This is a genomic window from Phenylobacterium sp. (genome assembly GCF_030698145.1).
GTDB lineage: Bacteria > Pseudomonadota > Alphaproteobacteria > Caulobacterales > Caulobacteraceae > Phenylobacterium.
Window position 1 is genome coordinate 99,357 of the sequence record NZ_JAUYNW010000080.1, and the last position, 23,908, is coordinate 123,264.

Here is a 23,908-nt window from a genome sequence, read left to right on the forward strand (position 1 = left end):
ATGACCTTTGGGTTCAAGGCGTTTCGCCAGAGCATGTTTCCGAACGCCGAGTTCGGCCAAAGAGTCGCCCAGGCGGCTCCTCTCAGCATCATGTCGGAGACGCCCGCCGCGTGGACGCCGGATCGGCCGGTGTTCAACCCGGGCCTCAGCTACAAGCCGCCCTCGAAGTTCGAAGCCTATTGGGGCACGCCGCTGGAGCGAACCGGTAAGACTCGGGCCGAGCACCTTGGCGAGATCGGATCGCTCCTGAGAGACCGAGACGAACACTACATTCCCGCCCCGTCGGTCGACCTCTCGCCGCCGGCCACGCCCACACTGACGGGACGGGGCGGAAGCTCAGGCGCTTCCGACGTTCTTGCGCGCGTTCGGGCGCGCTATGGCCTGTGACCGCGTCCACATCCCTGGACTCCCTGCATCAGGCCCAGATCCTGACCCTGCGCCAGATCGGCGACAACGTCGCGGCCCAGACCCAGCGGCTGGAGGGGTTGACCGCCAAGGTGGATGACGTGCGCGAGCGGCTGGTTCGCCTGGAAGCCCAGGAAGCCGGAAAGCTGGTTGAGGGCCTGCGCGGCGATCTCAAGGCGGCGCTGGCGCGGATCGACACCCTGGAGTCTCAGCGGGACCGAGTGGTCGGGGTGGCCGCGTTCTGGGCGTGGCTTGTACGCAGCGGGCCGTGGCTAGCCGCGGGCGCCGCGGCTTTTCTCGCCGGCATGGGTTGGCGCGCTGGTGGTGGCCGGTGACCGGCCAGAGATCCTGACAAGCGCAAGAAGCAAGGAGGTCAGACATGCCGACAAGGCTTTCGCCGCATTTCACGGTGGAGGAGCTCACCGCGACGCAACATCGCCGGTTGGACAATACGCCGTCGCCAGCGGTGCTTGAAAATCTGCGCCGTACGGCGGAGCGGATGGAACAGGTACGCAGCCTGCTGGGAGACCGGGTGATCACCGTGTCGAGCGGCTATCGTTCACCCGCGGTCAACCGTGCGGTCGGCGGCGCGAAAACTAGCGCGCATTTGTCGGGGCTGGCGGTCGACTTCAACTGCCACGCTTTTGGCTCGCCGGCCGAGGTCTGCGAGGCGATCGCACGATCCAGCATCACCTTCGACCAGCTAATCGAGGAAGGTCGTTGGGTCCATTTGAGCGCTGATCCTCGAGGGCGACGCCAGGTGCTGACCAAGCGCAAAAACGGCGGCTATCGGGCAGGTTTGGGTCGTGATCCTCCGACGCCGGGCCTCTGACGGACCACGCACGCTTGAGCGATCCTAGCTTATCGCTGGTCACCTGCAACGCCGACCCGACGGACCAGGGTCCGTACGTAGTCGCCGACATCCTGGGGCCAGGACGCGGTCAGATCGTCGAAGCGCGCATAGTCCTTGGCGTAGAATGCGCGACTGGCTTCCTCGAAATCCGGCAAGTCGCCAGCCAGGGCAAACATCACGCGGTGAACCGCCTCCTGAGCCTGTCGGCTATCGGCGGGCGCCGCCCGCCGCGCGTCTTCGACGAGGCGCCGCAAGGCCGCCGAGGCGCCGCCTGGCTGCGCGGCCAGCCATTCCCAGTGCCGGGGGAGGAGGGTGACCTCGCGGGCGATGACGCCAAGCTTGGGACGTCCGCGGCTTGTCGGCTTGGCGGGTTCGGGCGCCTCCTGCGCCGCCAGCCGCGCCAGGACGTCGGCCAGCTCGCCGCGCAGGTCGAGTTCGGCCGTATGGCCCGTCGCATCCTCGAAGACCAGCAGGTGGGTGGCGTCAGCATCGAAGGCCGCCTTGACGGCAGGGGCGACGTCGGCGAGCGAACCCGACGCCACCCGCAGCTTCCCGACGAAGGCGGTAAAGGGTCCGAGACGGGCCATGTGCGCTCCAGCCGAACGACGGCTACCCTGCCGTCATGTGGCCTTAAATAATACCCGGATATAATTTGATCAAGCACGCAAGACCCATCACGCCGAGAGGCGCATATCGACGGACGATGTCGAAGGATCTCGCGCTCTCTCCCTTTGGCGGGGAAAGAGTGGTGCCACCGCAGGGACTCGAACCCTGGACCTCAGCCTTACCAAGGATGCGCTCTACCACTGAGCTACGGCGGCGAAAAGACGAGGCGCGGGCTATAGCCAAAGCCTGGGCCCGCGTGAAGCCTAAAAGCGTCGAAAGGCGTCTTGACGCGGCGGCGGCCTCGTCGCACCCCAGTTTTGCATGGAAAAACCTGGAAAAACGGTCGTCGAGGAACGCGAGGCCAAACTCGCCGCGGCGCTTCGCGCAAATCTGCGCCGACGCAAGGGAGGTGGGCGAGTCGCAGCGCCACCGAAGCCGTCTGAACCGGATGCGGCCTCGTAGCGCGCCCGGCTTTGCGCCGCCCGCCGCGCAGGCTAGATAGCGGCGACGGCTCTGGCGCGCGCGGCGCGCCGACCACGGTTGAGGGACGAGATTGGATCGCATCGCCATTGTCGGCGGCGCGCGGCTGGAGGGTGAGATCCCCATCAGCGGCGCCAAGAATTCCGCAATCAAGCTGATGGCGGCCAGCTTGCTCACCGACGAGCCGCTGCGGCTGACCAACATGCCGCGACTGGCCGACACTCGCTTCCTGGGTCGTCTGCTGGAGCGGCTCGGCGCCCAGGTCGAGGAACGCGACGGCGCTGACGGCGCCGAGACCGTGTTGCACACCCGCGAGATCGTCAGCGGAATCGCGCCCTATGAGCTGGTCCGCCAGATGCGGGCGTCGTTCAACGTGCTGGGCCCGCTGATCGCCCGGACAGGGCAGGCGAAGGTTTCGCTGCCCGGCGGCTGCACGATCGGCGCGCGGCCTGTGGACCTTCACCTCGAAGCGCTGCGAAGTCTGGGTGCGACCATCGATCTGCATGAAGGGTATGTCTACGCGCAGGCGCCGCGCGGCCTGATCGGCGCCGAGATCGTTTTCCCTTTCGTTTCGGTCGGCGCGACGGAACACGCGATGCTGGCGGCGGTGCTGGCGCGGGGCGAGACCGTGTTGACCAACGCGGCGTGCGAGCCGGAGCTTGTCGACCTGGCCGATTGCCTGAACAAGATGGGGGCCAAGGTCTCCGGCGCCGGAACCTCGAGGATCCGCATCGAGGGCGTCGCGCGCCTGACCGGGGCGACGCATTCCGTCATTCCCGACCGGATCGAGACCGGGACGTTCGCCCTGGCCGCGGCCATGGCCGGCGGAGAAGTGCGCCTGACACGCACCCGCAGCGACTTCATCGACACCCTGCTGGACAAGATGGAAGAGGCTGGCGTCGGCGTGACCCGCCATGAGGACGGCGCCACGATCAAGCGTGGCGGCGGGCGGTTGCAGGCCGTCGAGATCGAAACAGACCCCTATCCCGGCTTCGCCACCGACCTGCAGGCCCAGTTCATGGCCCTGATGACCGTGGCCGACGGCGAGAGCGTGATCCGCGAGACCATCTTCGAGAACCGCTTCATGCACGCGCCCGAGCTGGCGCGCCTGGGCGCCGACATTTCGGTGTCGGGCGGCGAGGCGCGGGTTCGCGGAGTCGCGATGCTGGAGGGCGCGCCGGTGATGGCGACCGATCTGCGGGCTTCGGTCAGCCTGGTGATCGCCGCCCTGGCCGCAAGCGGCGAGACCATGGTCAATCGCGTCTACCACCTGGATCGCGGCTTCGAGCGTCTGGAGGAGAAACTCAGCGCCTGCGGCGCCCAGATTCGCCGCATCGCCGGCGACGGCGAACCGGAGGATTGATGATGCGCACCGCTGAAGCCCCGCGCCTGCGCCTGTTGGCCGAAGACGCCGATGACCTGACGGTGATCGCCGCGGCGCTGCAGGACGCCGTCTGCAAGATCGGCGATATCGCCTACGACGCCAAGGCTCGTCGCCTGACCCTGGGCGTCAACCGCTACCGCTGGGAAGGACCCGGGGGCGAGCGCGTGCGCAGCGGTCTGCAGATCGGTTCGGTGCTCACCGTTCAAACCCGCAAACTGCGTCGAACCGCCAAGGCCGCGGTGGTGGAGTTGCTCACGCTTGGGTTCGAGGCCGGGGACGCGCCTGGCGGCGTCTTGAGCCTGACGTTTGCGGGCGGCGGAGACCTGCGGGCCACGGTCGAATGCGTCGACGCGGTGCTGGCCGACGTCTCCGCCCCCTGGCCGACCCCGCGCACCCCGACGCATGAAGCCTGACACGCCATAGCCTTGCGCGGGCAAGGCCGCTAATAGAGCGCGCCATGCGCCGTTTCCAATTCTCCGATCCCAACTTCGAAACCGCCTTCGCCGCCTTCGTCGAAGAGCGCCGAGAAACGCCCGAGGACGTGGATGTCGCGGTCCGCGACGTCTTGTCAGCCGTTCGGGCCGAGGGCCTGACCGCGGTGTTGCGCTATGGGCGGCTGTTCGATCGCGCCGAGGTCGACGAGACCAACATCCGGGTGACGATCGACGAGATCGAGGAGGGCGCGGCCAAGTGTCCTCAGGAGGTGCGCGACGCCATCGCCTTCGCCGCGGGGCGCATCCGCAGCTACCACGAACGTCAGCGGCCGGCCGACGCGTGGTTCACCGATGATGCGGGCGTCCAACTCGGCTGGCGCTGGACGCCCATCGAGGCGGTGGGCGTCTATGTCCCCGGCGGCCGCGCCGCCTATCCCTCCACCGTGCTCATGAACGCCGTTCCGGCCTTCGTGGCCGGCGTCGACCGCATCGCCATGGTCACGCCGCCCGGTCGGCTGCAGCCCGCCGTGCTGGCGGCGGCGAAGGAGGCCGGAATCACCGAGATCTGGCGCGTCGGCGGCGCCCAGGCGGTCGCGGCCCTGGCCTACGGCGCCGGGCCGATCCGCCCGGTGGACAAGATCGTCGGCCCAGGCAACGCCTACGTGACCGCCGCCAAGCGCCGGGTCTATGGCACGGTGGGCATTGACGCCCTGGCCGGCCCGTCCGAGATCGTCGTGGTGGCGGACGCCGCGAACAATCCCGAGTGGATCGCCGCCGACCTGCTCTCCCAGGCCGAACACGATCCGGCCGCCCAAGCCATCCTGATCACCGATGACGCCGCCTTCGCAGACCAAGTTGTCGCCGCTCTCCAGCGACAGCTGGCGAGCCTGACGACAGGCGAGGATGCCGCCGCGTCTTGGCGCGACCATGGCGCGGTGGTGATCGCGCCGCTGGATGAGGCGCCGGCGCTGGTCGATCTCATCGCCCCAGAGCACGTGGAATTCGCCCTGGACACCCCCGAGCGCCTGGCCGATCGCGTGCGCCACGCCGGCGCGATCTTCCTCGGCCGCCACGCGCCGGAAGCGATCGGCGACTATGTGGCAGGCTCCAACCACGTGCTGCCGACCAGCCGCGCGGCGCGATTTTCCTCGGGCCTGTCGCTCTACGACTTCATCAAGCGCACCTCGATCGTCAAATGCGATGAGGTGGCGTTCGCGGCGCTCGGACCCGCGACTGTGGCCCTGGCCGACGCCGAGGGTCTTCCCGCCCACGCGCGCTCGGCCGCGATTCGCCTGGGCCGCGGCTGAGGTCGGTCGCCGAAGCTGAACAGTTCCTGTCAGCGGCGTTCCGGCGCCCGTTCAGGAAAGCCCGTCTAGGGTGCCTCTCATCGGGGCCGCAGGGCCTTGGGAAAGACACTCAAAGAAAGACGGAGACCACCCCATGCCTACTTCCAACACCTCGAAGCTGATGCGCGGCGCCATTGTGGCGAGCCTCGCGGGCGTGCTGGCGGCCGGCGCCGTCTCGAGCGCCAACGCTCAGCAGTATCGCGCCCCGACCGGCGGCGGTGTCGGCTCCATCGTGAGCTGCGACGCGCCGGGCGGCAAGCAAGCTGGCGGCGCTCTGATCGGCGCGTTGCTGGGTGCGGCCGCGGGCTCGAACCTGGCCAAGAACGACCGCGGCACGGGCACCGCCATCGGCGCCGTCGCCGGCGCGGCGACGGGCTCCTATGTCGGCTGCAAGATGCAGCGCGACGCCCAGACCCAGACCGCCTACGGCCAACCCTACGCTCAGCCGGCGACCTATGTTCAGAACGGCTATCGCCTGAACCGCAACCTGGCTCCGGCCCGATATGTCCGTGACGGCGGCGGCTTCGTCGCCACCTCGACGCTGAACCTGCGTGCGGCGCCGACCACGGGCTCGGCCCGGGTCGGCAGCCTGCGGGCTGGCGAGAGCTTCCAGGCCCTGGCCCGGGTGCGCGGCAGCGAGTGGATCCTGGTGGGTCGCGGGGGCGTCGGCGTGGGCTATGTCCACGGCGCCTATGTCCAGCCGGCCGGCTATCAGCAGGCGAGCTACGGCTACTAAGACCCAGGTCTGCCTTCATCGGAGACAGGCTTGAGCCCTCGGCGCAACCGCGCCGGGGGCTTTTTTCTTGGCCCTGAACCCGGTTGGCGGCATTGAGCAGGATGACGTTAGGGGTTGGTTTGCAATAAACCTCGACGCAAGCCTTCACCAACCGAGCCCATGGCCGCCGACGATCGCACCCATCAGCGCCTGCAGTCCGTAGAGATCGACGAGGAATCCCTCGCCGCGGTCTCGCGCGACCAGGAGCAGGAACGCCAGATCGCGATCTTCGACCTGCTGGAGGAGAACCACTTCTTCCCCGAGGGCGCGGAGAGCGGTCCCTATGACCTGCGCATGGGCCTGATCGAGAACCGCCTGGTCCTCGACGTCACCGGCCCCGCCTACGAAAAGCGCCACATCCTGTCGCTCTCGCCGTTCCGTAGTCTGATCAAGGACTACTTCATGATCTGCGAGAGCTACTACCAGGCCATCCGCAACTCGACGCCCCAGCAGATCGAGGCCTTGGACATGGGCCGGCGCGGTCTCCACAACGAGGCCTCCGAGCTGCTGCGCACCCGGCTGTCGGGCAAGATCGAGACCGATCTCGACACGGCGCGCCGGCTTTTCACCCTGATCTGCGCCCTGCACTGGCGGGGCTAGGGCGGATGGTCGATGACGCCGTACGCGCGCCTCTGCCCGGGGCTGTGCTGTTCGCCTGCAATTTCAACCGCGTCCGCTCCCCCATGGCAGAAGCCCTGCTGAAACGCGCCCTGGGCGACCGGATCTACGTGGACAGCTGCGGCCTGCGGCGGGAAGCGACCGAGACTGGAGAACGCGTCGATCCCTTCGTCCAGGCGGTGATGGCGGAGATCTCCTGCGATCTCGTCGCCCACAGCTCCAAGACCTTCGACGATCTCGAGGACGACAGCTTCGACCTGGTCGTCTCGCTGACCCCGGAGGCCCAGCACCGCGCGGTTGAGATGACGCGCGGTCGGGCGGCCGAGATCGAGTACTGGCCGACCTTCGATCCAACCCTGTCCGACGGCTCGTGGGCGACCCGGATGGCCGCCTATCGCGAGGTTCGCGACGCCCTGGCCGCCAGGATCGCGGAGCGTTTCGGCCGCTAGAATCCCTCCGAACTCAGGCTAGCCTTCGATTGGCCGAGCGCGTAAAGCGCATCATAATTGGCGCTACGGCTCGCCCGACTCATCGCGCGCGCCACCCGCTTGGTCGTCGGTCAGTTTGGGAGCCTGCATGGCGAAAGAAGAGCTTTTGGAGTTTCCGGGTACGGTGAGTGAAGTCCTGCCCAACGCCACATTCCGGGTGAAACTTGAGAACGACCACGAGATCATCGCCCACACCGCGGGCAAGATGCGCAAGAACCGCATCCGCGTCTCGGCCGGCGACAAGGTCCTTATCGAGATGACGCCCTATGACCTCACCAAGGGCCGCATCACGTTCCGCGTCCGCTAGGACGACGATTGTCACACATGAAAATGCAGCGCCTGGTGCTCGCCTCCGCAAGTCCTAGGCGGCTTGATCTCCTGCGCCAGATCGATCTGGCGCCCGACGCGGTCGACGCCGCCGAGATCGATGAAACCCCCCTCAAGTCCGAGACGCCGCGCCTGACGGCCCTGCGCCTGGCTTGCGCCAAGGCCGCGGCCGTGGCCGCCAAGCAGCCCGGCGCATTCGTCCTGGCCGCCGACACCGTGGTGGCGGTCGGCAGCCGCATCCTGCCCAAGGTCGAGACCGAGGCCGAGGGGCGAAGGTGCCTGGAGTTGTTGTCGGGCCGCGCCCACCGGGTGTTGACCGGCGTCGCGGTCCAGGCTCCGGACGGCCGTCTTGTCAGCCGCCTGGTCGAGAGCCGCCTGCACTTCAAGCGGCTAACCCCGACCGAGATCGACGACTATCTGAAGAGCGGGGAGGGCGTCGGCAAGGCCGGCGGCTACGCGATCCAGGGCCGGGCGGGCGCCTTCGTCATGGCGATCCAGGGCTCCTATCCCGCGGTGGTTGGACTGCCGCTCTACGAGACCGTAAACCTGCTGACAGGTCTGGGATTTGGGCGGCGATGAGCGAACGGCGTCTCTACCTGGATCGTGGCGTCGGCGAAACGAGGGGCGTGGTGACGCTCGACGGGCGGCCTGAGCGGCTGCTGATCGCCCGCGACGGCGATACGTCCGCGGTCAAGCTGGGCGCGCGCTACGTCGGGCGGGTGCGCAAGGTGGAGGCCGCCTTCGCTTCGGCTTTCGTCGACCTGGGCGGGGTCGAGGCCCTGTTGTCCTTCAAGCCGGAAGCGCGGCCCGTGGAAGGCCAGTCCCTCGAGGTCGATGTCCGGACCGAGCCGCGCGCCGGCAAGCTCGCCACCGTGCGCGCCATCGGCGCGGGGGAGGGCGCGCCCCGCCTGCTGACCCAGGCGCCCGGGCTCGCCGAACAGCTCGCCGCCTTCGCCCGCAATGTCCAGCTCGTCGAGGGCCGCGAGGCCCGCCGTGCGGCCGACGAGGCCGAAGCCGACGCGCTGGAGATCGTCCATCCGCTGCCGGGCGGCGGGACCCTGGCCATCGAGCCGACCCGGGCCCTGGTCGCCATCGACGTCGATATCGGCGAGCGCAAGGGCCAGGACGCCAAGCGCGTCACCCGCCAGGCCAATCTCACAGCCCTCGCCGTCGCCGGACGGCTGTTGCGCCTGAAGAGCCTCGGCGGCATCGTGGTGATCGACCTCGTCGGCCGTGGCCACGATGGAAACGCCCTGATGACCGCCGCTCGCGCCGCCTTCGCCCCCGACAATCCCGGTGTCGCTATCGGCCCGGTGGGCCGGTTCGGCACCATGGAGCTGACCGTGCCGCGCCGGGCCCCGCCGATCGCCGAGCTGCTTTGCGACGCCAAGGGCCGGCTCACCGATCTCACCTTGGCCCTACGCCTGATCCGCGCCATCGAGAACGAGGGGGCGGCCCAGCCGGGCGCCCGACTCACTGCGCTCTGCGCGCCTGAGATCGCCGCCGCGGCCCAGCCGCTGGCCGCGGGCCTGGCGGGCCGCATCGGTGCGCGCTTCGAGATTCGCCCCGACGCGGCGCATCCTCGCGAACGCTTTGACGTGAGCGGCCGATGAGCGCCTGTCCCGTCTGCGGCAAGCCGGCCCAGCCGGACTATCGCCCCTTCTGCTCGAAACGCTGCGCCGACGTTGACCTGCATCGCTGGTTGAAGGGCGGTTACGCCATCCCGGTCGTGGACGACGACGAAGGCCCCGACAGCGAAGACCCGGAAGACTAGCGACCTCGCTGGACAGCCGCGAAAGCCTCTTCTATAGACGCTGCTCCCGCGTCGGCGGGACTAGGCCTGGGTAGCTCAGTTGGTAGAGCAGCGGATTGAAAATCCGCGTGTCGGTGGTTCGAATCCGCCCCCAGGCACCACTCACTCCGTCATTTCGCCAAAAGGCGCGAACGGCCTCCGCATCGTCGCGGTCCATCCGGTCACCGACGAACTGGTTGCCTTCCTGAAATCGCGGCGACCGACCCTGTGGCCGTTCTGATACGGTCGTGCAGCAAGCCGGTCACTGCCGATTGACAAGGCTTCACAACACACCCTTTCATCGCGGTTTCACGCGTCAGGAAATGGGTTTCTGGTGACGAGCCGCCCCGCTGAGCCCGTCGGAACACTGGCCACCGCCCTGGCCCACGCCGCGCGTCTCCTGCCTTCGAATCCGGACCTCGCCGAGGCGCAATCGCGCGAGATCCTCAAGGTCGCGCCGCAACACCCCGACGCGGTGACCCTGCTGGCCGCGGCTCTGCGCCGCCAGGGCCGGTCGGGCGCGGCGCTGGAGGTGCTGGGGCCTGCGGCCGAGGCGCGCCCGGACCTCGCCCAGCTCCAGTTCGAGACCGCCCTGGCGCGGATGGCGCTGGGCGATGGGCCCGCGGCCATCATCGCCCTGAACCGCGTCGTGGCCCTCGCCCCCGACCACGCCCAGGCCTGGCGCGCGCTGGGCGACCAGCTCACCCTGGCCGACCGGCATGAAGAGGCCGACGCGGCCTATGCCCGCCACATCAAGGCCTCCACCCGCGACCCGCGGCTGATCGAGGCCGCCACCGCCCTGTGCGACAACAGGCTCGCGGTGGCCGAACGCCTGCTGCGCACCTTCCTCAAGGCCCATCCGACCGACGTCGGCGCGATCCGCATGCTGGCGGAGGCCGGCCTGCGGCTCGGACGCTACGACGACGCCGAGGCCCTGCTGGCCCGCGCCCTCGAACTGGCCCCCAGCTTCGCCGCCGCGCGCCAGAACTACGCCACGGTCCTCTATCGCCAGAACAAGGCCGCCCAGGCCATCGTCCAGGTCGACCTGCTGCTGGCCGACGACCCGCGCAATCCCGGCCACCGCAATCTGAAGGCCGCCGCCCTGGGGCGCATCGGCGAGTATGACGCCGCCATCGAATGCTATGGCGGGGTGCTGGCGGACTATCCCGGCCAACCCAAGGTCTGGATGAGCTACGGCCATTCCCTGAAGACGGTGGGGCGCCAGGCCGAGGCGGTCGAGGCCTACCGCCGCAGCCTCGCCATCGAGCCAGGCCTGGGCGAGGCCTATTGGAGCCTGGCCAATCTCAAGACCGTGAAGTTCACCGACGCCGACGTGGCGGCGATGGAGAGCCAGCTCCAGCGGCTCGATCTCTCGGACGACGACCGCTTCCACCTGCATTTCGCCCTGGGCAAGGCGCTGGAGGACGCGGAGCGCTACGAGGAATCCTTCGGCCACTACGACCAGGGCGCGGCGCTGCGCCGGGCGGGGCTGGACTACGACGCCGAGGAGACCTCGCGCCACGTGGCCCGCTCCAAGGTGGCCTTCACCGGCGAGTTCTTCGCCGAGCGCGCGGGGCGGGGCAGTCCGGCGCCGGACCCGATCTTCATCGTTGGTCTGCCGCGCTCGGGCTCCACCCTGATCGAGCAGATCCTGGCCAGCCATTCGGCGGTGGAAGGCACCCAGGAACTGCCCGACATCATCGCCATGGCCCGCCGTCTCGGCGGCCCGGACAAGGCCTATCCCGAGAACCTCGCCGATCTCGACGCGGCCCAGGTGCGGGAACTGGGCGAGGAGTTCCTGGCCCGCACCCAGGTGCATCGCAAGCTCGGCCGGCCGTTCTTCATCGACAAGATGCCGAACAACTTCGCCCACGCCGGGCTGATCGCCCTGATCCTGCCGAACGCCAGGATCATCGACGCGCGCCGCCATCCGCTGGGCTGCTGCTTCTCGGGCTTCAAGCAGCACTTCGCTCGCGGCCAGGCCTTCAGCTACAGCCTCTCCGACATCGGCCGCTACTATGCCGACTATGTGGCCCTGATGGCCCATTTCGACGCCATACTGCCGGGCCGGATCCATCGGGTCATCTATGAGGAGATGGTCGCCGATCCGGAGGCCCAGGTCCGCCGCCTGCTCGACTATTGCGGCCTGCCGTTCGAGGACGGCTGCCTGCGCTTCTATGAGAACGACCGCGCCGTGCGCACCGCTAGTTCCGAGCAAGTGCGCCGGCCGATCTTCGCCGACGCCACCGATCACTGGCGCAATTACGAACCCTGGCTGGGCCCGCTGAAGGCCGAGTTGGGCGCGGTTCTGGAAGCCTATCCCGCCGCGCCCGCGCCTTGAGCGCCGGCCGCCCGCGAAACGGGCGGCGAGGTCGCCAGACGCGCCGCGGGGCGGGGAGACGTTGACGAGGACCTGGCCCTGAGAGGCCATGGCCCAAATGAGGGGAGACCGAGATGAGTCGAACGACAACGCACGCGAGGCGGGCCTGGCCACGCCTGCTGCTGGCCACCACCATGCTCACCGCCATGGGCGCGAGCGGGGCCGTGGCCCAGGAGCTGGAGGAGGTCGTGGTCACCGCGCAGAAGCGGGAAGAGAATCTGCAGAGCATTCCGGTCAGCATTCAGGCCATCGGCGAGCAGAAGTTGGACGAACTGCAGGTCGCCGACTTCACCGACTTCGTGAAGTTCCTGCCCAGCGTCGCTTTCCGGACCGGGGGGCCGGGCTTCACCAACATCTATATGCGCGGCGTCGCCAGCGGCGAGAACAGCAACCACTCCGGGCCCCTGCCCAGCGTCGGCGTCTATCTGGATGAGCAGCCGGTGACGACCATCACCGGCCCGCTGGACATCCACGTCTATGACATGGCCCGCATCGAGGCCCTGGCCGGGCCTCAGGGCACGCTCTACGGCGCCAGCTCCCAGGCCGGCACCATCCGCTACATCACCAACAAGCCGGAAATCGGCCATTGGGAGGGCGGCTACGACGTCGAGGTCAACCAGGTCGACGACGGCGGCCCGGGGTTCGGGGTCGAAGGCTTCGTCAACATCCCGGTGTCCGACAAGATGGCCGTGCGCCTGGTCGGCTGGCACCAGCATGACGGCGGCTATGTGGACAATGTCGCGGGGACCCGCACCTTCCCGACCTCTGGCGTCACCATCAACAACGCCGCCCAGGCCGAGGAGGACTACAACGACGCCGACACCACCGGCGCTCGCGCGGCCCTACGGATCGACCTGGACGACAACTGGACAATCAGCCCAACGATCATGGCCCAGGAGACCAAGGCCAACGGCCTGTTCGCCTACGATCCGGCGGTCGGCGACCTGAAGGTCACGCACTTCTATCCGGAATCGATCAAGGACCGCTGGTATCAGGCGGCCCTGGCGATCCAAGGCACGGTGGCCAATCTCGATCTGGTCTATGCCGGCGCCTACATGAAGCGGAACATCGACACCCAGTCGGACTATTCCGACTACTCGTTCTTCTACGACACCCTGTTCGGCTACGGCGCCTACATCACCGACGACGCCGGCGCCTTCATCAACCCGTCCCAGTACATCCAGGGCAAGGACCGCTTCACCAAGGAAAGCCACGAGTTCCGGCTTTCCACCCCGGCCGGCGCGCGGGTTCGGCTGGTCGGGGGCCTGTTCTACCAGCGCCAGACCCACAACATCGAGCAGCGCTACAAGATCGACAACCTGGCCGCCGCCACCGAGGTGCCTGGCTGGTCCGACACCCTGTGGCTGACCAAGCAGCTTCGGGAGGATGTCGATTCGGCGGTCTTCGGCGAGCTGACATACGACGTCACCGACAAGCTGACCGGCACCGTCGGCGTGCGCGGCTTCAAGTCGGAGAACTCGCTCAAGGGCTTCTTCGGGTTCGGCCTGGGCTACAGCTCTGGCACTGGGGTCGGCGGCTGCTTCGGACCTCCGGTAGTGTCCGGCGGCCCCTGCACCAACCTCAACAAGACCACCGAGGAGACCGGCTACACCTACAAGGTCAACCTGACCTACAAGATCGATGAAGACCGCATGGTCTACGGCATCGTCTCCACCGGCTTCCGTCCTGGCGGGATCAACCGGCGCGGCACCCTGGCCCCCTACGAGTCGGACTTCCTCACCAACTACGAGGCGGGCTGGAAGACCACCTGGCTCAACAACCGGCTGCGCTGGAACGGGGCGGTGTTCTACGAGACCTGGGAAGACTTCCAGTTCTCGTTCCTGGGCGCCAACGGCCTGACCGAGATCAAGAACGCCGGCCAGGCGAAGATGACCGGGGTGGAATCCGACATCAACTGGCTGGTGGGCGATGGCCTGACGATCTTCGGCTCGGCCGCCTATATCGACGCCAAGCTCGACGAGAACTACTGCGGCACGGTCGACGCTTCTGGCAAGGCGATCACCAACTGCGCCGTCCCGCAGGCGCCGGACGGGACCCAGCTACCGATCACGCCGAAGCTGAAGGCCAATCTTAGCGCCCGCTACGAGTGGGATGTCGGCGACATGCGCGCCCATGTGCAGGGCTCGGCGGTCTATCAGAGCCGCGCCTGGACCGATCTGCGGGTCGCCGAGCGGGCCATCGTCGGTGCGCTTCCGTCCTACGCCACCTTCGACTTCACGGCCGGGGTCGAGGGCGATGGCTGGACCATCGAGGGCTATATGAAGAACGTCACGGACGAGCGCGGCAATGTCAGCCGCTTCGCTCAGTGCGCCACCTCGGTCTGCGGCGCACAGACTTATATCGTGCCCAACCGGCCAAGGACCTTTGGTATCCGGTTCGGACAGAAGTTCTAGCCGTTGAGAGACGCTATAGCCTCCCCGCGGCGCGCCCGTTGCGCGCCGCGGGGAGGATGAAGCCCTTGGCCAGGACACCACAGTTTTCGCGGGAGGCCGCCGACGTCCGGCGACGGGCGCTGGTCGAGGCCGTGCTGGCCAGCCTCGCCGAGCGGGGCCTTGGCGCGGTGTCGGTGCGCGACGTCGCCGCCCGCGCCGGGGTCTCGCCCGGTCTCGTTCGCCATCATTTCGGCAGCTTCGGCGCCCTGCTCGTCGAAGCCTATCGCCATGTGGTCCAACGCGTGGACGATCACATAGACGTCGCCCTGGCCGGGGCGGGGGACGACCCCGACGCCCGGCTGGCGGCCTTCATCGCGGCCAGCTTCTCGCCGGCCATTGTCGATCGCGACCTGCTGTCGGCCTGGCTCGGCTTCTGGGGCCTGGTGCGCAGCGACCCCGAAGCCGCCGCGCTGCATGCCGAAACCTACGCCGCCTATCGCGGCCGGATCGAAGGCCTGCTGGCGGCCGCGGGCCGGGCGCGGGACAGGGCGCTCGACGTCCGCGCCGGGGGCCTCGGCCTCTCGGCCATGCTGGACGGGCTCTGGCTCGAGCTTTGCCTCGATCCCGCGACCTTCACCCCGGCCGAGGCCACGCGCCTGGCCGGCGACTGGACCGCCCGCTTCCTGGAGGGCGCAGGCGCGGACTAGCCCTTGCGTGGTCGACTTTGTTATACGAGTGTATAGCAACGCAAACGTGGGGACGCTGCGATGAGTCCAGAGGCCCACAGCCTCCCAGCCTGGATCTACAGCGATCCCGGTTTCTTCGAGCGCGAGCGCGACACCCTCTTTCGCACGGCTTGGCAGGTGGTGTGCCACGTCAACGACGTGCCCAACCCCGGCGACTACCAGACCCTCGACTTCCTGGGCGAGCAGGTGCTGGTCCTGCGGGGAAACGACGGTGTGGTGCGCGGCTTCCACAACGCCTGCCGCCATCGCGCGGCGCGGCTTGCCGACGGCTCGCACGGCAATTGCGGCCACCGGCTGGTCTGCCCCTATCATGCCTGGAGCTACGGCCTCGACGGCCGGCTGCTGCGCACCCCGCCCTGGCAGGGCTTCAGCGACCTCGATCTCTCTCAGCACGGTCTGGCGCCGGTGGAACAGGAGATCTTCCTGGGCTTCGTCTTCGTCCGCTTCGCGCCCGGTCTGCCCAGCGTCGCGCAGATGATGGCGCCGTATCTGGACGAACTGGCGCCTCATAGCTTCGAGAGCCTCGTCCCCCAGGGCCGGGTCACCCTGAGGCCGCGCTCAGTCAACTGGAAGAACGTGGCCGACAACTATGCCGACGGCATGCATATCCCGGTCGCCCATCCGGGCCTCACCCGGCTGTTTGGCCCCACCTACGCCATGGAGGCCCAGCCCTGGGTCGACAAGCTGTGGGGCGAGGTGACCGAGGCGCCGTCGTCCAACTGGTCCGAGCGGGGCTACCAGGCCCTGCTGGCGTCCTTCGACCACCTGCCGGCCGGGCAGCGACGCCGCTGGAGCTATTACAAGCTGTGGCCGAACCTCGCCTTCGACGTCTATCCCGACCAGGTCGACTTCATGCAGTTCATCCCGGTCTCGCCGAAGGAGACCCTGATCCGCGAGATCTCCTACGCCCGGCCCGACGCGCGCCGCGAGGCCAAGGCCGCGCGATACCTCAACTGGCGCATCAACCGCCAGGTCAACGCCGAGGACACGGTGCTGATTCAGCGGGTCCAGGACGGCATGGGCTCCTCGTCCTATGTCAGCGGCCCACTGTCGCCCGACGAGGTCTGCCTGGCGAGCTTCGCGCGCCGGCTGAAGGCCGACATCCCCGAAGCGGCCCTGCCGCACCCTCCTGCCAAGGCGGCCTGACATGGCGAGCGAACGCGACATCCTGATCGTCGGCGGCGGCCACAACGGCCTGGTCTGCGCGGCCTATCTGGCCAAGGCCGGCCTCAAGGTCACGGTGCTGGAGCGGCGGCACGTGGTCGGCGGCGCGGCGGTGACCGAGGAGTTCCATCCCGGCTTCCGCAACTCGGTGGCCAGCTACACCGTCTCCCTGCTCAATCCGAAGGTCATCGCCGACCTGGAGCTCCATCGCCACGGTCTGAAGATCGTCGAGCGCAAGGTCTCGAACTTCCTACCCGTGCCGGGCGGCTACCTGGCCACCGGCGAGGGCCGCACCAAGTCCGAGGTCGCCAAGTTCTCGCAAAAGGACGCCGATCGCCTCGACGCCTATGGCGACCGCCTGGAGGCCATCGCCGACGTTCTGCGCGATCTGGTCCTGCAGACCCCGCCCAACCTCGTCGAGGGCGGCCTGGCCCAGGCCATCCCGGAGTTGCTGAAGAGCGCCAGTCTGGGCCGCAAGCTCAGCCACCTGGACATGACCGCCAAGCGCGATCTGCTGGCCCTGTTCGCCCAATCCGCCGGCGACTGGCTGGACGGCTGGTTCGAGAGCGATCCGATCAAGGCGGTCTACGGCTTCGACGGGGTGGTCGGGAACTACGCCAGCCCCTACACGCCGGGCTCCGCCTATGTCCTGCTGCACCACGTGTTCGGCGAGGTGAACGGCAAGAAGGGCGCCTGGGGTCACGCCATCGGCGGCATGGGCGCCATCACCCAGGCCATGGCCGCCTGCTGCCGCGAGCGCGGCGTCGAGATCCGCACCGATGTGGCTGTCGCCGAGATCCTGGTCGAGAAGGGCCGCGCCGTGGGCGTGGTCACCGAGAAGGGCGAGACCCTCCGCGGCCGCGCCGTGGTCTCCAACCTCAATCCCAAGCTCCTGTTCGGCAAGTTGGTCGACCGGTCCTTCCAGCCGGCCGACTTCGCCGAGCGCATCGACCGCTACCGCAGCGGTTCGGGCACCTTCCGCATGAACGTGGCGCTGTCGAAGCTGCCGGACTTCACCTGCCTGCCGGGCCCTGGCGATCACCTCACCGCCGGCATCATCATCGCGCCGAGCCTCGCCTATATGGAGCAGGCCTATGCCGACGCCCGCGCCCATGGCTGGTCCAAGGCGCCGATCGTCGAGATGCTGATTCCGTCCACCCTCGACGACAGCCTGGCGCCGCCCGGCCAGCACGTGGCCAGCCTGTTCTGCCAGCACGTCTCGCCGACCCTCTCCGGCGGCCGTTCGTGGGACGACCATCGCGAAGAGGTCGCCGACCTGATGATCGCCACGGTCGACGCCCAGGCGCCGGGCTTCGCCGCCTCGGTGGTCGGCCGCCAGGTCTTGTCGCCGCTCGATCTAGAGCGCACCTTCGGCCTGAGCGGGGGCGACATCATGCACGGCAATCTCAGCCTGGATCAGATGTTCTCCGCGCGTCCCGTGCTGGGCGCGGGCGACTACCGCACGCCGATCGCCGGCCTCTATCAATGCGGGGCAGGGACCCATCCCGGCGGCGGCGTCACCGGCGCGCCGGGCCACAACGCCGCCCGCGAGATCATCAAGGACGCCCGCCGGGGCCGGCTCCGCGCCGCATGAGCCAGGGGCGCGACAGCGCGGCCCGGGGCCTGGGCCCCTTCGCGGCGACCTTCCTGGTGGCCGGCAACATGATCGGTTCCGGCGTCTTCCTGCTGCCGGCCTCGCTGGCGGCCATCGGCAGCGCCAGTGTCATCGGCTGGGCGGCGGCCTCGGTGGGCGGCCTGGTCCTGGCCCTGGTCTTCGCCCTGCTGGGGATCATGCGGCCGGACGTGAACGGCCTGGTCCGCTACCCCGCCGACGGACTGCACCGCGTATTCGGCTTCGTCTCCTGGAGCGCCTACTGGGTCGCCGCCTGGGTGGGCAATGTCGCCATCGCCATCGCCGCGGTGGGGTATCTGGCGGTGTTCCTGCCGGGCCTGATCGGGCCGTTGGCGACCCTGGCGACCACGCTCGTCATCATCTGGGTGATGGTGGCGGCCAATCTCTGGGGCCCGCGGATCGTCGTCTGGCTCGCGGCCTCGACCCTGATGATCGGGCTTATCCCGATCCTGGCCGCCATCGCCCTGGGAATCCTCAACTTCGATCCTGAAATCTTCTGGGGTTCGTGGAACGTCAGCGGCGAGCCGCTCAGCCGCGTGGTGCCCGGATCCCTGGTGATGATCTTCTGGGCCTTCATGGGCCTGGAGAGCGCCAGCGTGGCCGCCGCAGCCGTCGACAATCCCAAGCGCAATCTGCCGATCGCCGCCCTAGGCGGCGTGGCCCTGGCCTCGCTGGTCTACACCACCGCCACCGCCGCGGTGATGGGGGTGATCCCGGCCGAGCGGCTGGCCGCCTCCACCGCGCCCTTCGCCGACATGGTCGCCATCGCCGCGGGCCCCGTCGCGGGCGCGGTCGTGGCCGCGTGCGCGCTCGCAAAGACCCTGGGCACCCTGGGTGGCTGGGTGCTGGTCGCCGCCGAGGCCGGCCGCACCGGGGCCGCCAGCGGCTACCTGCCCAAGGCCCTCTCCACCCGGGGCGTGCGCGTCACGCCGGTGCGCGACATCCTGCTGGTGGGCGCGCTGATGTCGCTGGCGGCGCTGGCCACCCTGTCGCCGACCCTCACCAAACAGTTCAACGACCTGATCAACGCCTCGGTGCTGCTGATCCTACTCGTCTACATCCTCTGCGCCCTGGCGCTCGCGCGGTTCGCCTCGGGTATCGAGAACCCTGCGCGCCGCTGGGCCACCCGCGCCGTCGGTCTCGGCGCGGCGGCCTTCTGTGTCTGGATGATCGTGGCCTCACTATAGAGTGGCGAGAGCCGGACATGGCCCTCATGCGGTCGGCGCTCGGCGTCGACCGCCAACATAGGAGACGTCCGATGCCGATGACCGCCCTCGAAGGCTGGCATGACTATATGAAGACCCATGATCACGCGGCGCTGCGGGCGCTGCTGCATCCCGAAGTCGTGTTCGAAAGCCCCGTCGTGCACACGCCGCAGCGCGGGCGTGAGATCACGCTCAAGTACTTGGCTGGGGCCAGCAACGTGCTGGGCGGTCCCGGCTTCAGGTATGTCGGCGAGTGGCGCAGCGACAACGGCGCGGTGCTGGAGTTCGTGAACGAGGTCGAGGGGATCACGATCAATGGCGTCGACATCATCACCTTCAACGACGACGGAAACCTGATCACCCATTTCAAGGTGATGGTGCGCCCGCTCAAGGCGATCAACCTGCTGCACCGCCTGATGGGCGAGCAACTGGCGATGGCCGCAAGCCCTAGCGCGCCGCCGCCACGCTCTTGATCAGCCGGTAGTCGAACTCCACCGCCTCGCTGAAGGCCTTGGTGGAGATCCGCTCGTCCCGGCCGTGGGCGCGGTTGTCATCTATGTCGCCCCAGATCGCGCCGACCGCGTAGCTCGGCATGCCCACGGCGCGGGTATAGAGGCTGTCGGTGGCGCCCAGGTCCATGTGCGGCGCGACCGGTACGCTGGGCCACATGCCCTGGACCACCTTGGTGAAGCGCGCCATCAGAGCCGCGTCGTAGGGCGAATCCCGCGCCGGGGCGGCCGGAGAAATGACGCTCACGGCGATCCGCTGATCGGCCAGCACCTCGACCAGCTTGGCGCGCACCTCAGCCTCGCTGTCGGTCGGCATCATCCGACACTGGATGACGGCCCGGGCGCGCTGGGGCAGGGCGTTCTCCGCGTGGCCGCCCGACAGGCCCGTAGCCACGCATGTGGTCCGCAGCCGCGCATTGCGCGCCGGAGTGGCGCTCAGGCGCTCGGCGGCGGCCAGGTCGGTCGGCTGCTTGGATACGGCCAGCATGTCGGCGGTCGCCTGGCCGCTCTCGAGCGCCGCGGCGGTGGCGAAATAGCCTCGCGTCGTGGGGGTGGTCACCACGGGGAACTTGAAGCCCTCGATGCGGGCCAGGCCCTTGGCCAGCCTGTAGATCGCGTTGTCGGGCTCCGGGATCGAGGAGTGGCCGCCCTTGTTGGTCGCCTCGAGCTGGAAGGTGACATAGACCTTCTCGCTGGTCTGGACCCCGTAGGACAGCCGCTGGTCGCCGCGCAGCGATCCGCCGCCCCCGTCGCTGTTGATCACCAGGGCCGCGTCCACCAGTGGGCGCTGGGCCTTCAACAACCACTCGACGCCGTTGGCGTCGCCGCTCTCCTCGTCGCTGGTGAAGGCGAAGATCATGTCGCGGGCTGGGATGAAGCCCTCCCGCTTGGCGCGGATCAGGCCGGCCAGCAGGGCGGCGATCTCGCCCTTCATGTCCTGCACGCCGCGGCCGTAAAGCCAGCCGTCCTTCTCGGTGAGGGCGAAGGGCTCGACCGTCCAGTCCTCGCGCTTGGCCTCGACCACGTCCAGGTGGCTGATCCACAGCACGGGCTTGGCCTTGGCCGCCTTGGCCCGAAGCCGCACCAGCACCTGTCCCTGGGTCGGATGGCCGGGAATCGTCAGCACCGTGACGTCTGTGGAGGCGAATCCCGCCGCCAGCATCCGCTTCTGGATCGCTTCGGCCGCGGGGAGGGTGCCTTGGTCGTGCACCGTGTTGATGGCGATGAGCTCACCCAGGATCTCGCGGGCCAGGGTTAGGTTCGCCGCCGGCGGGGTCTGGGCCCGGGCCGAGGCGCCGAGCAGAGCCGCGGCGCAGAGCCCCGCGCCCAGGAGTTTTCCGTAGGTCATCACCATCCCCACCGTTCACGCACCCGTCCCAGGTGCTGGGCCCCACCGTTCCCGCGCCCGTCCCCGGGCGCAGGGCCCCACCGTTCACGCGCCCGTCCCCGGGCGCAGGGCCCCACCGTTCACGCGCCCGTCCCGGGCGCAGGGAGTGTGGGTGGGCGGCTGGAGCCTGTCCACGCCCGACGTGTCACAGAAGAGACGAAGTCTGCAGCGAGGATGCCGATCCAAGGCGGGGGCCAAACCAAACACTAAGGGCGCGGCGTCTCGTGGCCCCGGAGACCACGATGCCGCCGGACGATCCGCCCAGCCCCTACGCGCCCGCCAACAACCCCTGGGGTCGCCAGCCCCAGCCGGTTTTCCGCATTGGCCCCCTACCGAAAACGCCCGCCCGCCCGCCCGAGCCTCGGACATTGCCGCCGGCCCCGGCTTATGTCGCGCCGATGCCGTCGCCTTCCGGACGCCCGGGGATCCTTGCCGGATCGCTCGTCCCCACGCCGACGAGGCCCGCGGCGCCCGAGCCTGCGCCGCGTGCGCCAGCTGCCCCGGTGGAAGCCGTCGAACCAGCCGCCCTCGCATCTACGCCGCCGCGCGCCATCCGAGAGCAGGCTAGGGTCGCGTCAAACAGGCGGGCGTGGCTGGCCGTGGGGGCGGGCGGGCTGGCGATCGCCGCCGCGACGGCCGTGGTGATGCTGGCGGCCCGCCAGGGCTCCGTGGCGGCGGTCCGCGTGGCCGCGCCTGCGCCCGTGGTGGCCCCGGCCGCCGCCGCTCCCACGCCCGCCATCGCGACGCTCCCGGCGCCCATGCGCCAACCCCCGGCGCGAGCCGCCACAGCTACGCGCGTCCGCGCCGCCGTCGGGCCACGCTCGCCCCCGCCGATCCCGATAGTCCCGCCGCCCCTGACGCCGCCGCCAGTGGGGGCCGAACCGGTTGCCCCGGTCCCCGTCGTTCCGCCGTCCGGCCCCGTCATCCTCGCTCCGCCGCCCGACCCGGAGGCGCCTATGAGCACCCGGACGACCGACGACCGCTAGAGCTTGTTCTGTAACGCCTGAGTGACTGCAGAGCGGTTCGCGGGCCTCACGGTTGAGGTATGTCCCGCGGGACACGCCTGGCCGGGACGCGCCAGCGAGTCGGTGAACGCGGGTTGACTTGGCCCGGAGCGGCGCCCATCTGCGATCCATGAGCAGGGCGCGACCGAAATTCGGGCGCCGCGCCGCTGAATCGGATCGGGCCGCGGGTTATTTCGAAACCCGCGTTCTATCATTCGTGCTGCAATGCAGCATATGGCGCCATCTAGAAGTAGAAAAACGCCCGGTATTACTTGCTACGTCGATTGTGCATTGCAGCATAGTATCGAGTAACGAGGTATCCGCCCCGTCGCACCCCTGAGCATCACCCCTTGACGCCCCGAATAGGGGTTGCCAAAGGACCCCTGCCGCACGTCTAACATGGCGGTTAAGACTTCAGATTGCCTTCGGGGAAACTGGTGTCGCTCCCGCCTTCGGAACGTCACGCTTCACGGGTTCGTTGAAGAGTTGGCGTAACGGGTCGGGCGCAGCGAAAGCGGCTCTGGCGTTTTGTCCGGCGGTTACCGGACGGGCGGCGGGCTTTAACTAGGGTGGAGACGCTCTCGCGCGACGACCCTCGGTCCAAACGTGCTAGACCAATCAGGAACTGGCGACAGATGCTCGACAACAAACGACTGACCCCTTTCATCGCTCTCATTGGCGCGGTTGCGCTGATGGCGAGCGTGCCGGCGTTCGCGCAGGAAGCCGCCCCGGCCGCTCCCGCTGCTGACGCCGCCGCCGCGGCTCCGGCCGCTGATGCCGCCGCGGCTCCCGCCGCGGACGCTGCGGCTCCCGCCGCCGACGTCGCCCCCCCGACCATCGAGCATGCCGGTTCGTTGACCGTCGTGCAGATGTTCCTCGACGCCCAACCCGTCGTGAAGGTCGTGATGATCGGCCTGATCCTGGCCTCCATCCTCTCGTGGACTCTCTTGGTCACGAAGATGATCGAGTTCAGCTCGCTGAACAAAGCCTCGGACGCCTTCGTTGAAGCCTTCCGCGGCGCCAAATCGATCAACGACATGGGCCGGATCGCGATGTCCGACGAATTCGAAGGCAACCCGCTGGCCGACATGGCCGCCGCGGCCGCCCAAGAAGTCGAACTCTCGCGTCAAGCGGGTCTCGCCGTCACCGGCGCGCACCGTGAAACCACGATCCACCGGGCGGAAGCCGCAGTCAGCGCGGTCCAGTCCAACCTCTCCAAGCGCCTGTCCAGCGGCATGCAGTTCCTGGCCTCGGTCGGTTCGTCCGGTCCGTTCATCGGTCTGTTCGGCACCGTCTACGGGATCATGAACTCGTTCATCGGGATCGCGAACACCAACACGACCAACCTGGCCGTCGTCGCCCCCGGCATCGCCGAGGCGCTGCTGGCCACCGGTATCGGCCTGTTCGCCGCCATCCCGGCGGTTATCTTCTACAACTACTTCCAGACCCGCATCTCGGCTTACGGCGCGCGGACGGACGGGTTTGTGGCTGAACTGATGAACGCCATTTCCCGGCAGCTCGACAAAGGAGCCTAACCGCCATGGGCGCCAAACTCTCAGGTTCTGGGGGTGGACGGCACTCGGTAGATGCGATGAGCGAAATCAACGTGACGCCCTTCGTGGACGTCATGTTGGTGCTCCTGATTATCTTCATGGTCGCGGCGCCCATGGCCGCCGTGACTGTGGAGGTTACTCTTCCGCCCGCTACCGCCAAGCCATCGACCAACCCTCCCAAGCCGGTCTACATCAGTATCCAGCCGGGCGGCAGCATCTACCTCGGGGACAGCAAGACCGATCTGTCGGCTCTGGGCGACGATCTGCGGACCAACATCGGAAAGCGCAACCCGGAGAAGGAACGCATCTTCATCCGCGCCGACAAGAACGTCCTCTACGGGGACTTCATGGGCGTGATGAACATGCTTCAGGACAACGGGTTCTACAGCGTGGCCCTCATTGGCCTTGAAGAGTGAGGGGCGTGAC

General features: G+C 68.5%; 25 protein-coding genes and 2 tRNA genes. 23 read left to right on the forward strand and 4 right to left on the reverse strand.

The window, feature by feature from the left end; genetic code table 11:
• The 3 genes from Q8Q77_RS11835 to Q8Q77_RS11845 are packed head-to-tail and all read left to right on the forward strand — an operon-like array spanning position 1 to position 1,237.
• Positions 1-387 (forward strand): hypothetical protein, encoded by a 387-nt coding sequence (locus Q8Q77_RS11835; RefSeq protein WP_305583782.1) that lies wholly within the window; start codon positions 1-3, stop codon positions 385-387.
• Positions 384-740, forward strand: coding sequence for a hypothetical protein (locus tag Q8Q77_RS11840; RefSeq protein ID WP_305583783.1), 357 nt, complete (start codon positions 384-386; stop codon positions 738-740). The genes Q8Q77_RS11835 and Q8Q77_RS11840 overlap by 4 nt, the downstream gene beginning before the upstream one ends.
• A gap of 44 nt (positions 741-784) precedes the next feature.
• A complete protein-coding gene (locus Q8Q77_RS11845; RefSeq protein WP_305583784.1) occupies positions 785-1,237 on the forward strand; it encodes a D-Ala-D-Ala carboxypeptidase family metallohydrolase in 453 nt (150 codons plus the stop codon).
• Positions 1,238-1,266: 29 nt separating this feature from the next.
• Here the strand turns inward: Q8Q77_RS11845 and Q8Q77_RS11850 are convergent, their stop codons facing one another.
• Complete coding sequence (locus tag Q8Q77_RS11850; protein ID WP_305583785.1) at positions 1,267-1,845, reverse strand: DUF2239 family protein; 579 nt, start codon at positions 1,843-1,845, stop codon at positions 1,267-1,269.
• 159 nt (positions 1,846-2,004) lie between these two features.
• Positions 2,005-2,079, reverse strand: a tRNA-Thr gene (locus Q8Q77_RS11855).
• Between the two features lie 338 nt (positions 2,080-2,417).
• On the opposite strand from Q8Q77_RS11855, the gene murA reads away from it, so the two are divergent.
• The 18 genes from murA (at position 2,418) to Q8Q77_RS11945 (ending at position 19,502) form a co-directional block, all read left to right on the forward strand.
• The gene (gene murA, locus Q8Q77_RS11860) at positions 2,418-3,707 is read left to right on the forward strand and encodes a UDP-N-acetylglucosamine 1-carboxyvinyltransferase (protein ID WP_305583786.1); all 1,290 of its coding nucleotides are present in this window, start codon (positions 2,418-2,420) and stop codon (positions 3,705-3,707) included.
• A gap of 2 nt (positions 3,708-3,709) precedes the next feature.
• Positions 3,710-4,141, forward strand: coding sequence for a DUF2948 family protein (locus Q8Q77_RS11865; RefSeq protein WP_371130449.1), 432 nt, complete (start codon positions 3,710-3,712; stop codon positions 4,139-4,141).
• A gap of 44 nt (positions 4,142-4,185) precedes the next feature.
• Positions 4,186-5,469: a histidinol dehydrogenase gene (gene hisD, locus Q8Q77_RS11870; protein ID WP_305583788.1), complete on the forward strand. Its 1,284-nt coding sequence runs from the start codon at positions 4,186-4,188 to the stop codon at positions 5,467-5,469.
• Positions 5,470-5,602: 133 nt separating this feature from the next.
• The gene (locus Q8Q77_RS11875) at positions 5,603-6,244 is read left to right on the forward strand and encodes an SH3 domain-containing protein (RefSeq protein ID WP_305583789.1); all 642 of its coding nucleotides are present in this window, start codon (positions 5,603-5,605) and stop codon (positions 6,242-6,244) included.
• 159 nt (positions 6,245-6,403) lie between these two features.
• Positions 6,404-6,883 (forward strand): UPF0262 family protein, encoded by a 480-nt coding sequence (locus Q8Q77_RS11880; RefSeq protein WP_305583790.1) that lies wholly within the window; start codon positions 6,404-6,406, stop codon positions 6,881-6,883.
• 5 nt (positions 6,884-6,888) lie between these two features.
• A complete protein-coding gene (locus tag Q8Q77_RS11885) occupies positions 6,889-7,350 on the forward strand; it encodes a low molecular weight phosphatase family protein (RefSeq protein ID WP_305583791.1) in 462 nt (153 codons plus the stop codon).
• Positions 7,351-7,477: 127 nt separating this feature from the next.
• Positions 7,478-7,696, forward strand: coding sequence for a translation initiation factor IF-1 (infA, locus tag Q8Q77_RS11890; protein WP_254836714.1), 219 nt, complete (start codon positions 7,478-7,480; stop codon positions 7,694-7,696).
• A 17-nt stretch (positions 7,697-7,713) separates the two neighbouring features.
• Positions 7,714-8,295, forward strand: coding sequence for a nucleoside triphosphate pyrophosphatase (locus Q8Q77_RS11895; protein ID WP_305583792.1), 582 nt, complete (start codon positions 7,714-7,716; stop codon positions 8,293-8,295).
• The gene (locus Q8Q77_RS11900) at positions 8,292-9,329 is read left to right on the forward strand and encodes a ribonuclease E/G (RefSeq protein WP_305583793.1); all 1,038 of its coding nucleotides are present in this window, start codon (positions 8,292-8,294) and stop codon (positions 9,327-9,329) included. The genes Q8Q77_RS11895 and Q8Q77_RS11900 overlap by 4 nt, the downstream gene beginning before the upstream one ends.
• Positions 9,326-9,490 (forward strand): DNA gyrase inhibitor YacG, encoded by a 165-nt coding sequence (locus Q8Q77_RS11905; protein ID WP_305583794.1) that lies wholly within the window; start codon positions 9,326-9,328, stop codon positions 9,488-9,490. Before Q8Q77_RS11900 ends, Q8Q77_RS11905 begins: the two co-directional genes overlap by 4 nt.
• Positions 9,491-9,554: 64 nt before the next feature.
• Positions 9,555-9,630, forward strand: a tRNA-Phe gene (locus Q8Q77_RS11910).
• 212 nt (positions 9,631-9,842) lie between these two features.
• Positions 9,843-11,849 carry a tetratricopeptide repeat-containing sulfotransferase family protein gene (locus Q8Q77_RS11915; RefSeq protein ID WP_305583795.1) on the forward strand — a complete coding sequence of 669 codons (2,007 nt, stop codon included), beginning with the start codon at positions 9,843-9,845 and terminating at the stop codon, positions 11,847-11,849.
• A 113-nt stretch (positions 11,850-11,962) separates the two neighbouring features.
• Positions 11,963-14,302: a TonB-dependent receptor gene (locus Q8Q77_RS11920; RefSeq protein WP_305583796.1), complete on the forward strand. Its 2,340-nt coding sequence runs from the start codon at positions 11,963-11,965 to the stop codon at positions 14,300-14,302.
• A 65-nt stretch (positions 14,303-14,367) separates the two neighbouring features.
• Positions 14,368-14,988 (forward strand): TetR family transcriptional regulator C-terminal domain-containing protein, encoded by a 621-nt coding sequence (locus Q8Q77_RS11925; RefSeq protein ID WP_305583797.1) that lies wholly within the window; start codon positions 14,368-14,370, stop codon positions 14,986-14,988.
• Between the two features lie 60 nt (positions 14,989-15,048).
• Positions 15,049-16,173 carry an aromatic ring-hydroxylating dioxygenase subunit alpha gene (locus tag Q8Q77_RS11930; RefSeq protein ID WP_305583798.1) on the forward strand — a complete coding sequence of 375 codons (1,125 nt, stop codon included), beginning with the start codon at positions 15,049-15,051 and terminating at the stop codon, positions 16,171-16,173.
• Position 16,174: 1 nt separating this feature from the next.
• Positions 16,175-17,785, forward strand: a complete 1,611-nt coding sequence (locus tag Q8Q77_RS11935; protein ID WP_305583799.1) for an NAD(P)/FAD-dependent oxidoreductase — start codon at positions 16,175-16,177, stop codon at positions 17,783-17,785.
• Positions 17,782-19,011 carry an amino acid permease gene (locus Q8Q77_RS11940; protein ID WP_305583800.1) on the forward strand — a complete coding sequence of 410 codons (1,230 nt, stop codon included), beginning with the start codon at positions 17,782-17,784 and terminating at the stop codon, positions 19,009-19,011. The genes Q8Q77_RS11935 and Q8Q77_RS11940 overlap by 4 nt, the downstream gene beginning before the upstream one ends.
• Positions 19,012-19,082: 71 nt before the next feature.
• Entirely contained in the window at positions 19,083-19,502 is a 420-nt protein-coding gene (locus Q8Q77_RS11945; RefSeq protein ID WP_305583801.1) for a nuclear transport factor 2 family protein, read from the forward strand.
• Here the strand turns inward: Q8Q77_RS11945 and Q8Q77_RS11950 are convergent.
• Positions 19,477-20,886 carry a M20/M25/M40 family metallo-hydrolase gene (locus Q8Q77_RS11950; protein ID WP_305583802.1) on the reverse strand — a complete coding sequence of 470 codons (1,410 nt, stop codon included), beginning with the start codon at positions 20,884-20,886 and terminating at the stop codon, positions 19,477-19,479. The genes Q8Q77_RS11945 and Q8Q77_RS11950 overlap by 26 nt on opposite strands.
• A 424-nt stretch (positions 20,887-21,310) precedes the next feature.
• Entirely contained in the window at positions 21,311-21,664 is a 354-nt protein-coding gene (locus Q8Q77_RS11955) for a hypothetical protein (RefSeq protein ID WP_305583803.1), read from the reverse strand.
• 900 nt (positions 21,665-22,564) lie between these two features.
• Here Q8Q77_RS11955 and Q8Q77_RS11960 point away from each other — a divergent pair.
• Together Q8Q77_RS11960 and Q8Q77_RS11965 are read left to right on the forward strand one after the other, a co-directional pair.
• Complete coding sequence (locus Q8Q77_RS11960) at positions 22,565-23,464, forward strand: MotA/TolQ/ExbB proton channel family protein (RefSeq protein WP_305583804.1); 900 nt, start codon at positions 22,565-22,567, stop codon at positions 23,462-23,464.
• 5 nt (positions 23,465-23,469) lie between these two features.
• Positions 23,470-23,898 carry a biopolymer transporter ExbD gene (locus tag Q8Q77_RS11965; RefSeq protein ID WP_305583805.1) on the forward strand — a complete coding sequence of 143 codons (429 nt, stop codon included), beginning with the start codon at positions 23,470-23,472 and terminating at the stop codon, positions 23,896-23,898.
• Positions 23,899-23,908: the final 10 nt, after the last annotated feature.

Coding starts and splice junctions, on each gene's coding strand:
- Q8Q77_RS11835 (WP_305583782.1), top strand. CDS start 1: ATGACCTTTGGGTTCAAGGCGTTTCGCCAGAGCATGTTTCCGAACGCC.
- Q8Q77_RS11845 (WP_305583784.1), top strand. CDS start 785: ATGCCGACAAGGCTTTCGCCGCATTTCACGGTGGAGGAGCTCACCGCG.
- Q8Q77_RS11850 (WP_305583785.1), bottom strand. CDS start 1,845: ATGGCCCGTCTCGGACCCTTTACCGCCTTCGTCGGGAAGCTGCGGGTG.
- Q8Q77_RS11865 (WP_371130449.1), top strand. CDS start 3,710: ATGCGCACCGCTGAAGCCCCGCGCCTGCGCCTGTTGGCCGAAGACGCC.
- hisD (WP_305583788.1), top strand. CDS start 4,186: ATGCGCCGTTTCCAATTCTCCGATCCCAACTTCGAAACCGCCTTCGCC.
- Q8Q77_RS11875 (WP_305583789.1), top strand. CDS start 5,603: ATGCCTACTTCCAACACCTCGAAGCTGATGCGCGGCGCCATTGTGGCG.
- Q8Q77_RS11880 (WP_305583790.1), top strand. CDS start 6,404: ATGGCCGCCGACGATCGCACCCATCAGCGCCTGCAGTCCGTAGAGATC.
- Q8Q77_RS11885 (WP_305583791.1), top strand. CDS start 6,889: ATGGTCGATGACGCCGTACGCGCGCCTCTGCCCGGGGCTGTGCTGTTC.
- infA (WP_254836714.1), top strand. CDS start 7,478: ATGGCGAAAGAAGAGCTTTTGGAGTTTCCGGGTACGGTGAGTGAAGTC.
- Q8Q77_RS11895 (WP_305583792.1), top strand. CDS start 7,714: ATGAAAATGCAGCGCCTGGTGCTCGCCTCCGCAAGTCCTAGGCGGCTT.
- Q8Q77_RS11900 (WP_305583793.1), top strand. CDS start 8,292: ATGAGCGAACGGCGTCTCTACCTGGATCGTGGCGTCGGCGAAACGAGG.
- Q8Q77_RS11905 (WP_305583794.1), top strand. CDS start 9,326: ATGAGCGCCTGTCCCGTCTGCGGCAAGCCGGCCCAGCCGGACTATCGC.
- Q8Q77_RS11920 (WP_305583796.1), top strand. CDS start 11,963: ATGAGTCGAACGACAACGCACGCGAGGCGGGCCTGGCCACGCCTGCTG.
- Q8Q77_RS11930 (WP_305583798.1), top strand. CDS start 15,049: ATGAGTCCAGAGGCCCACAGCCTCCCAGCCTGGATCTACAGCGATCCC.
- Q8Q77_RS11935 (WP_305583799.1), top strand. CDS start 16,175: ATGGCGAGCGAACGCGACATCCTGATCGTCGGCGGCGGCCACAACGGC.
- Q8Q77_RS11940 (WP_305583800.1), top strand. CDS start 17,782: ATGAGCCAGGGGCGCGACAGCGCGGCCCGGGGCCTGGGCCCCTTCGCG.
- Q8Q77_RS11945 (WP_305583801.1), top strand. CDS start 19,083: ATGCCGATGACCGCCCTCGAAGGCTGGCATGACTATATGAAGACCCAT.
- Q8Q77_RS11950 (WP_305583802.1), bottom strand. CDS start 20,886: ATGACCTACGGAAAACTCCTGGGCGCGGGGCTCTGCGCCGCGGCTCTG.
- Q8Q77_RS11955 (WP_305583803.1), bottom strand. CDS start 21,664: ATGGCGGGCGTGGGAGCGGCGGCGGCCGGGGCCACCACGGGCGCAGGC.
- Q8Q77_RS11960 (WP_305583804.1), top strand. CDS start 22,565: ATGCTCGACAACAAACGACTGACCCCTTTCATCGCTCTCATTGGCGCG.
- Q8Q77_RS11965 (WP_305583805.1), top strand. CDS start 23,470: ATGGGCGCCAAACTCTCAGGTTCTGGGGGTGGACGGCACTCGGTAGAT.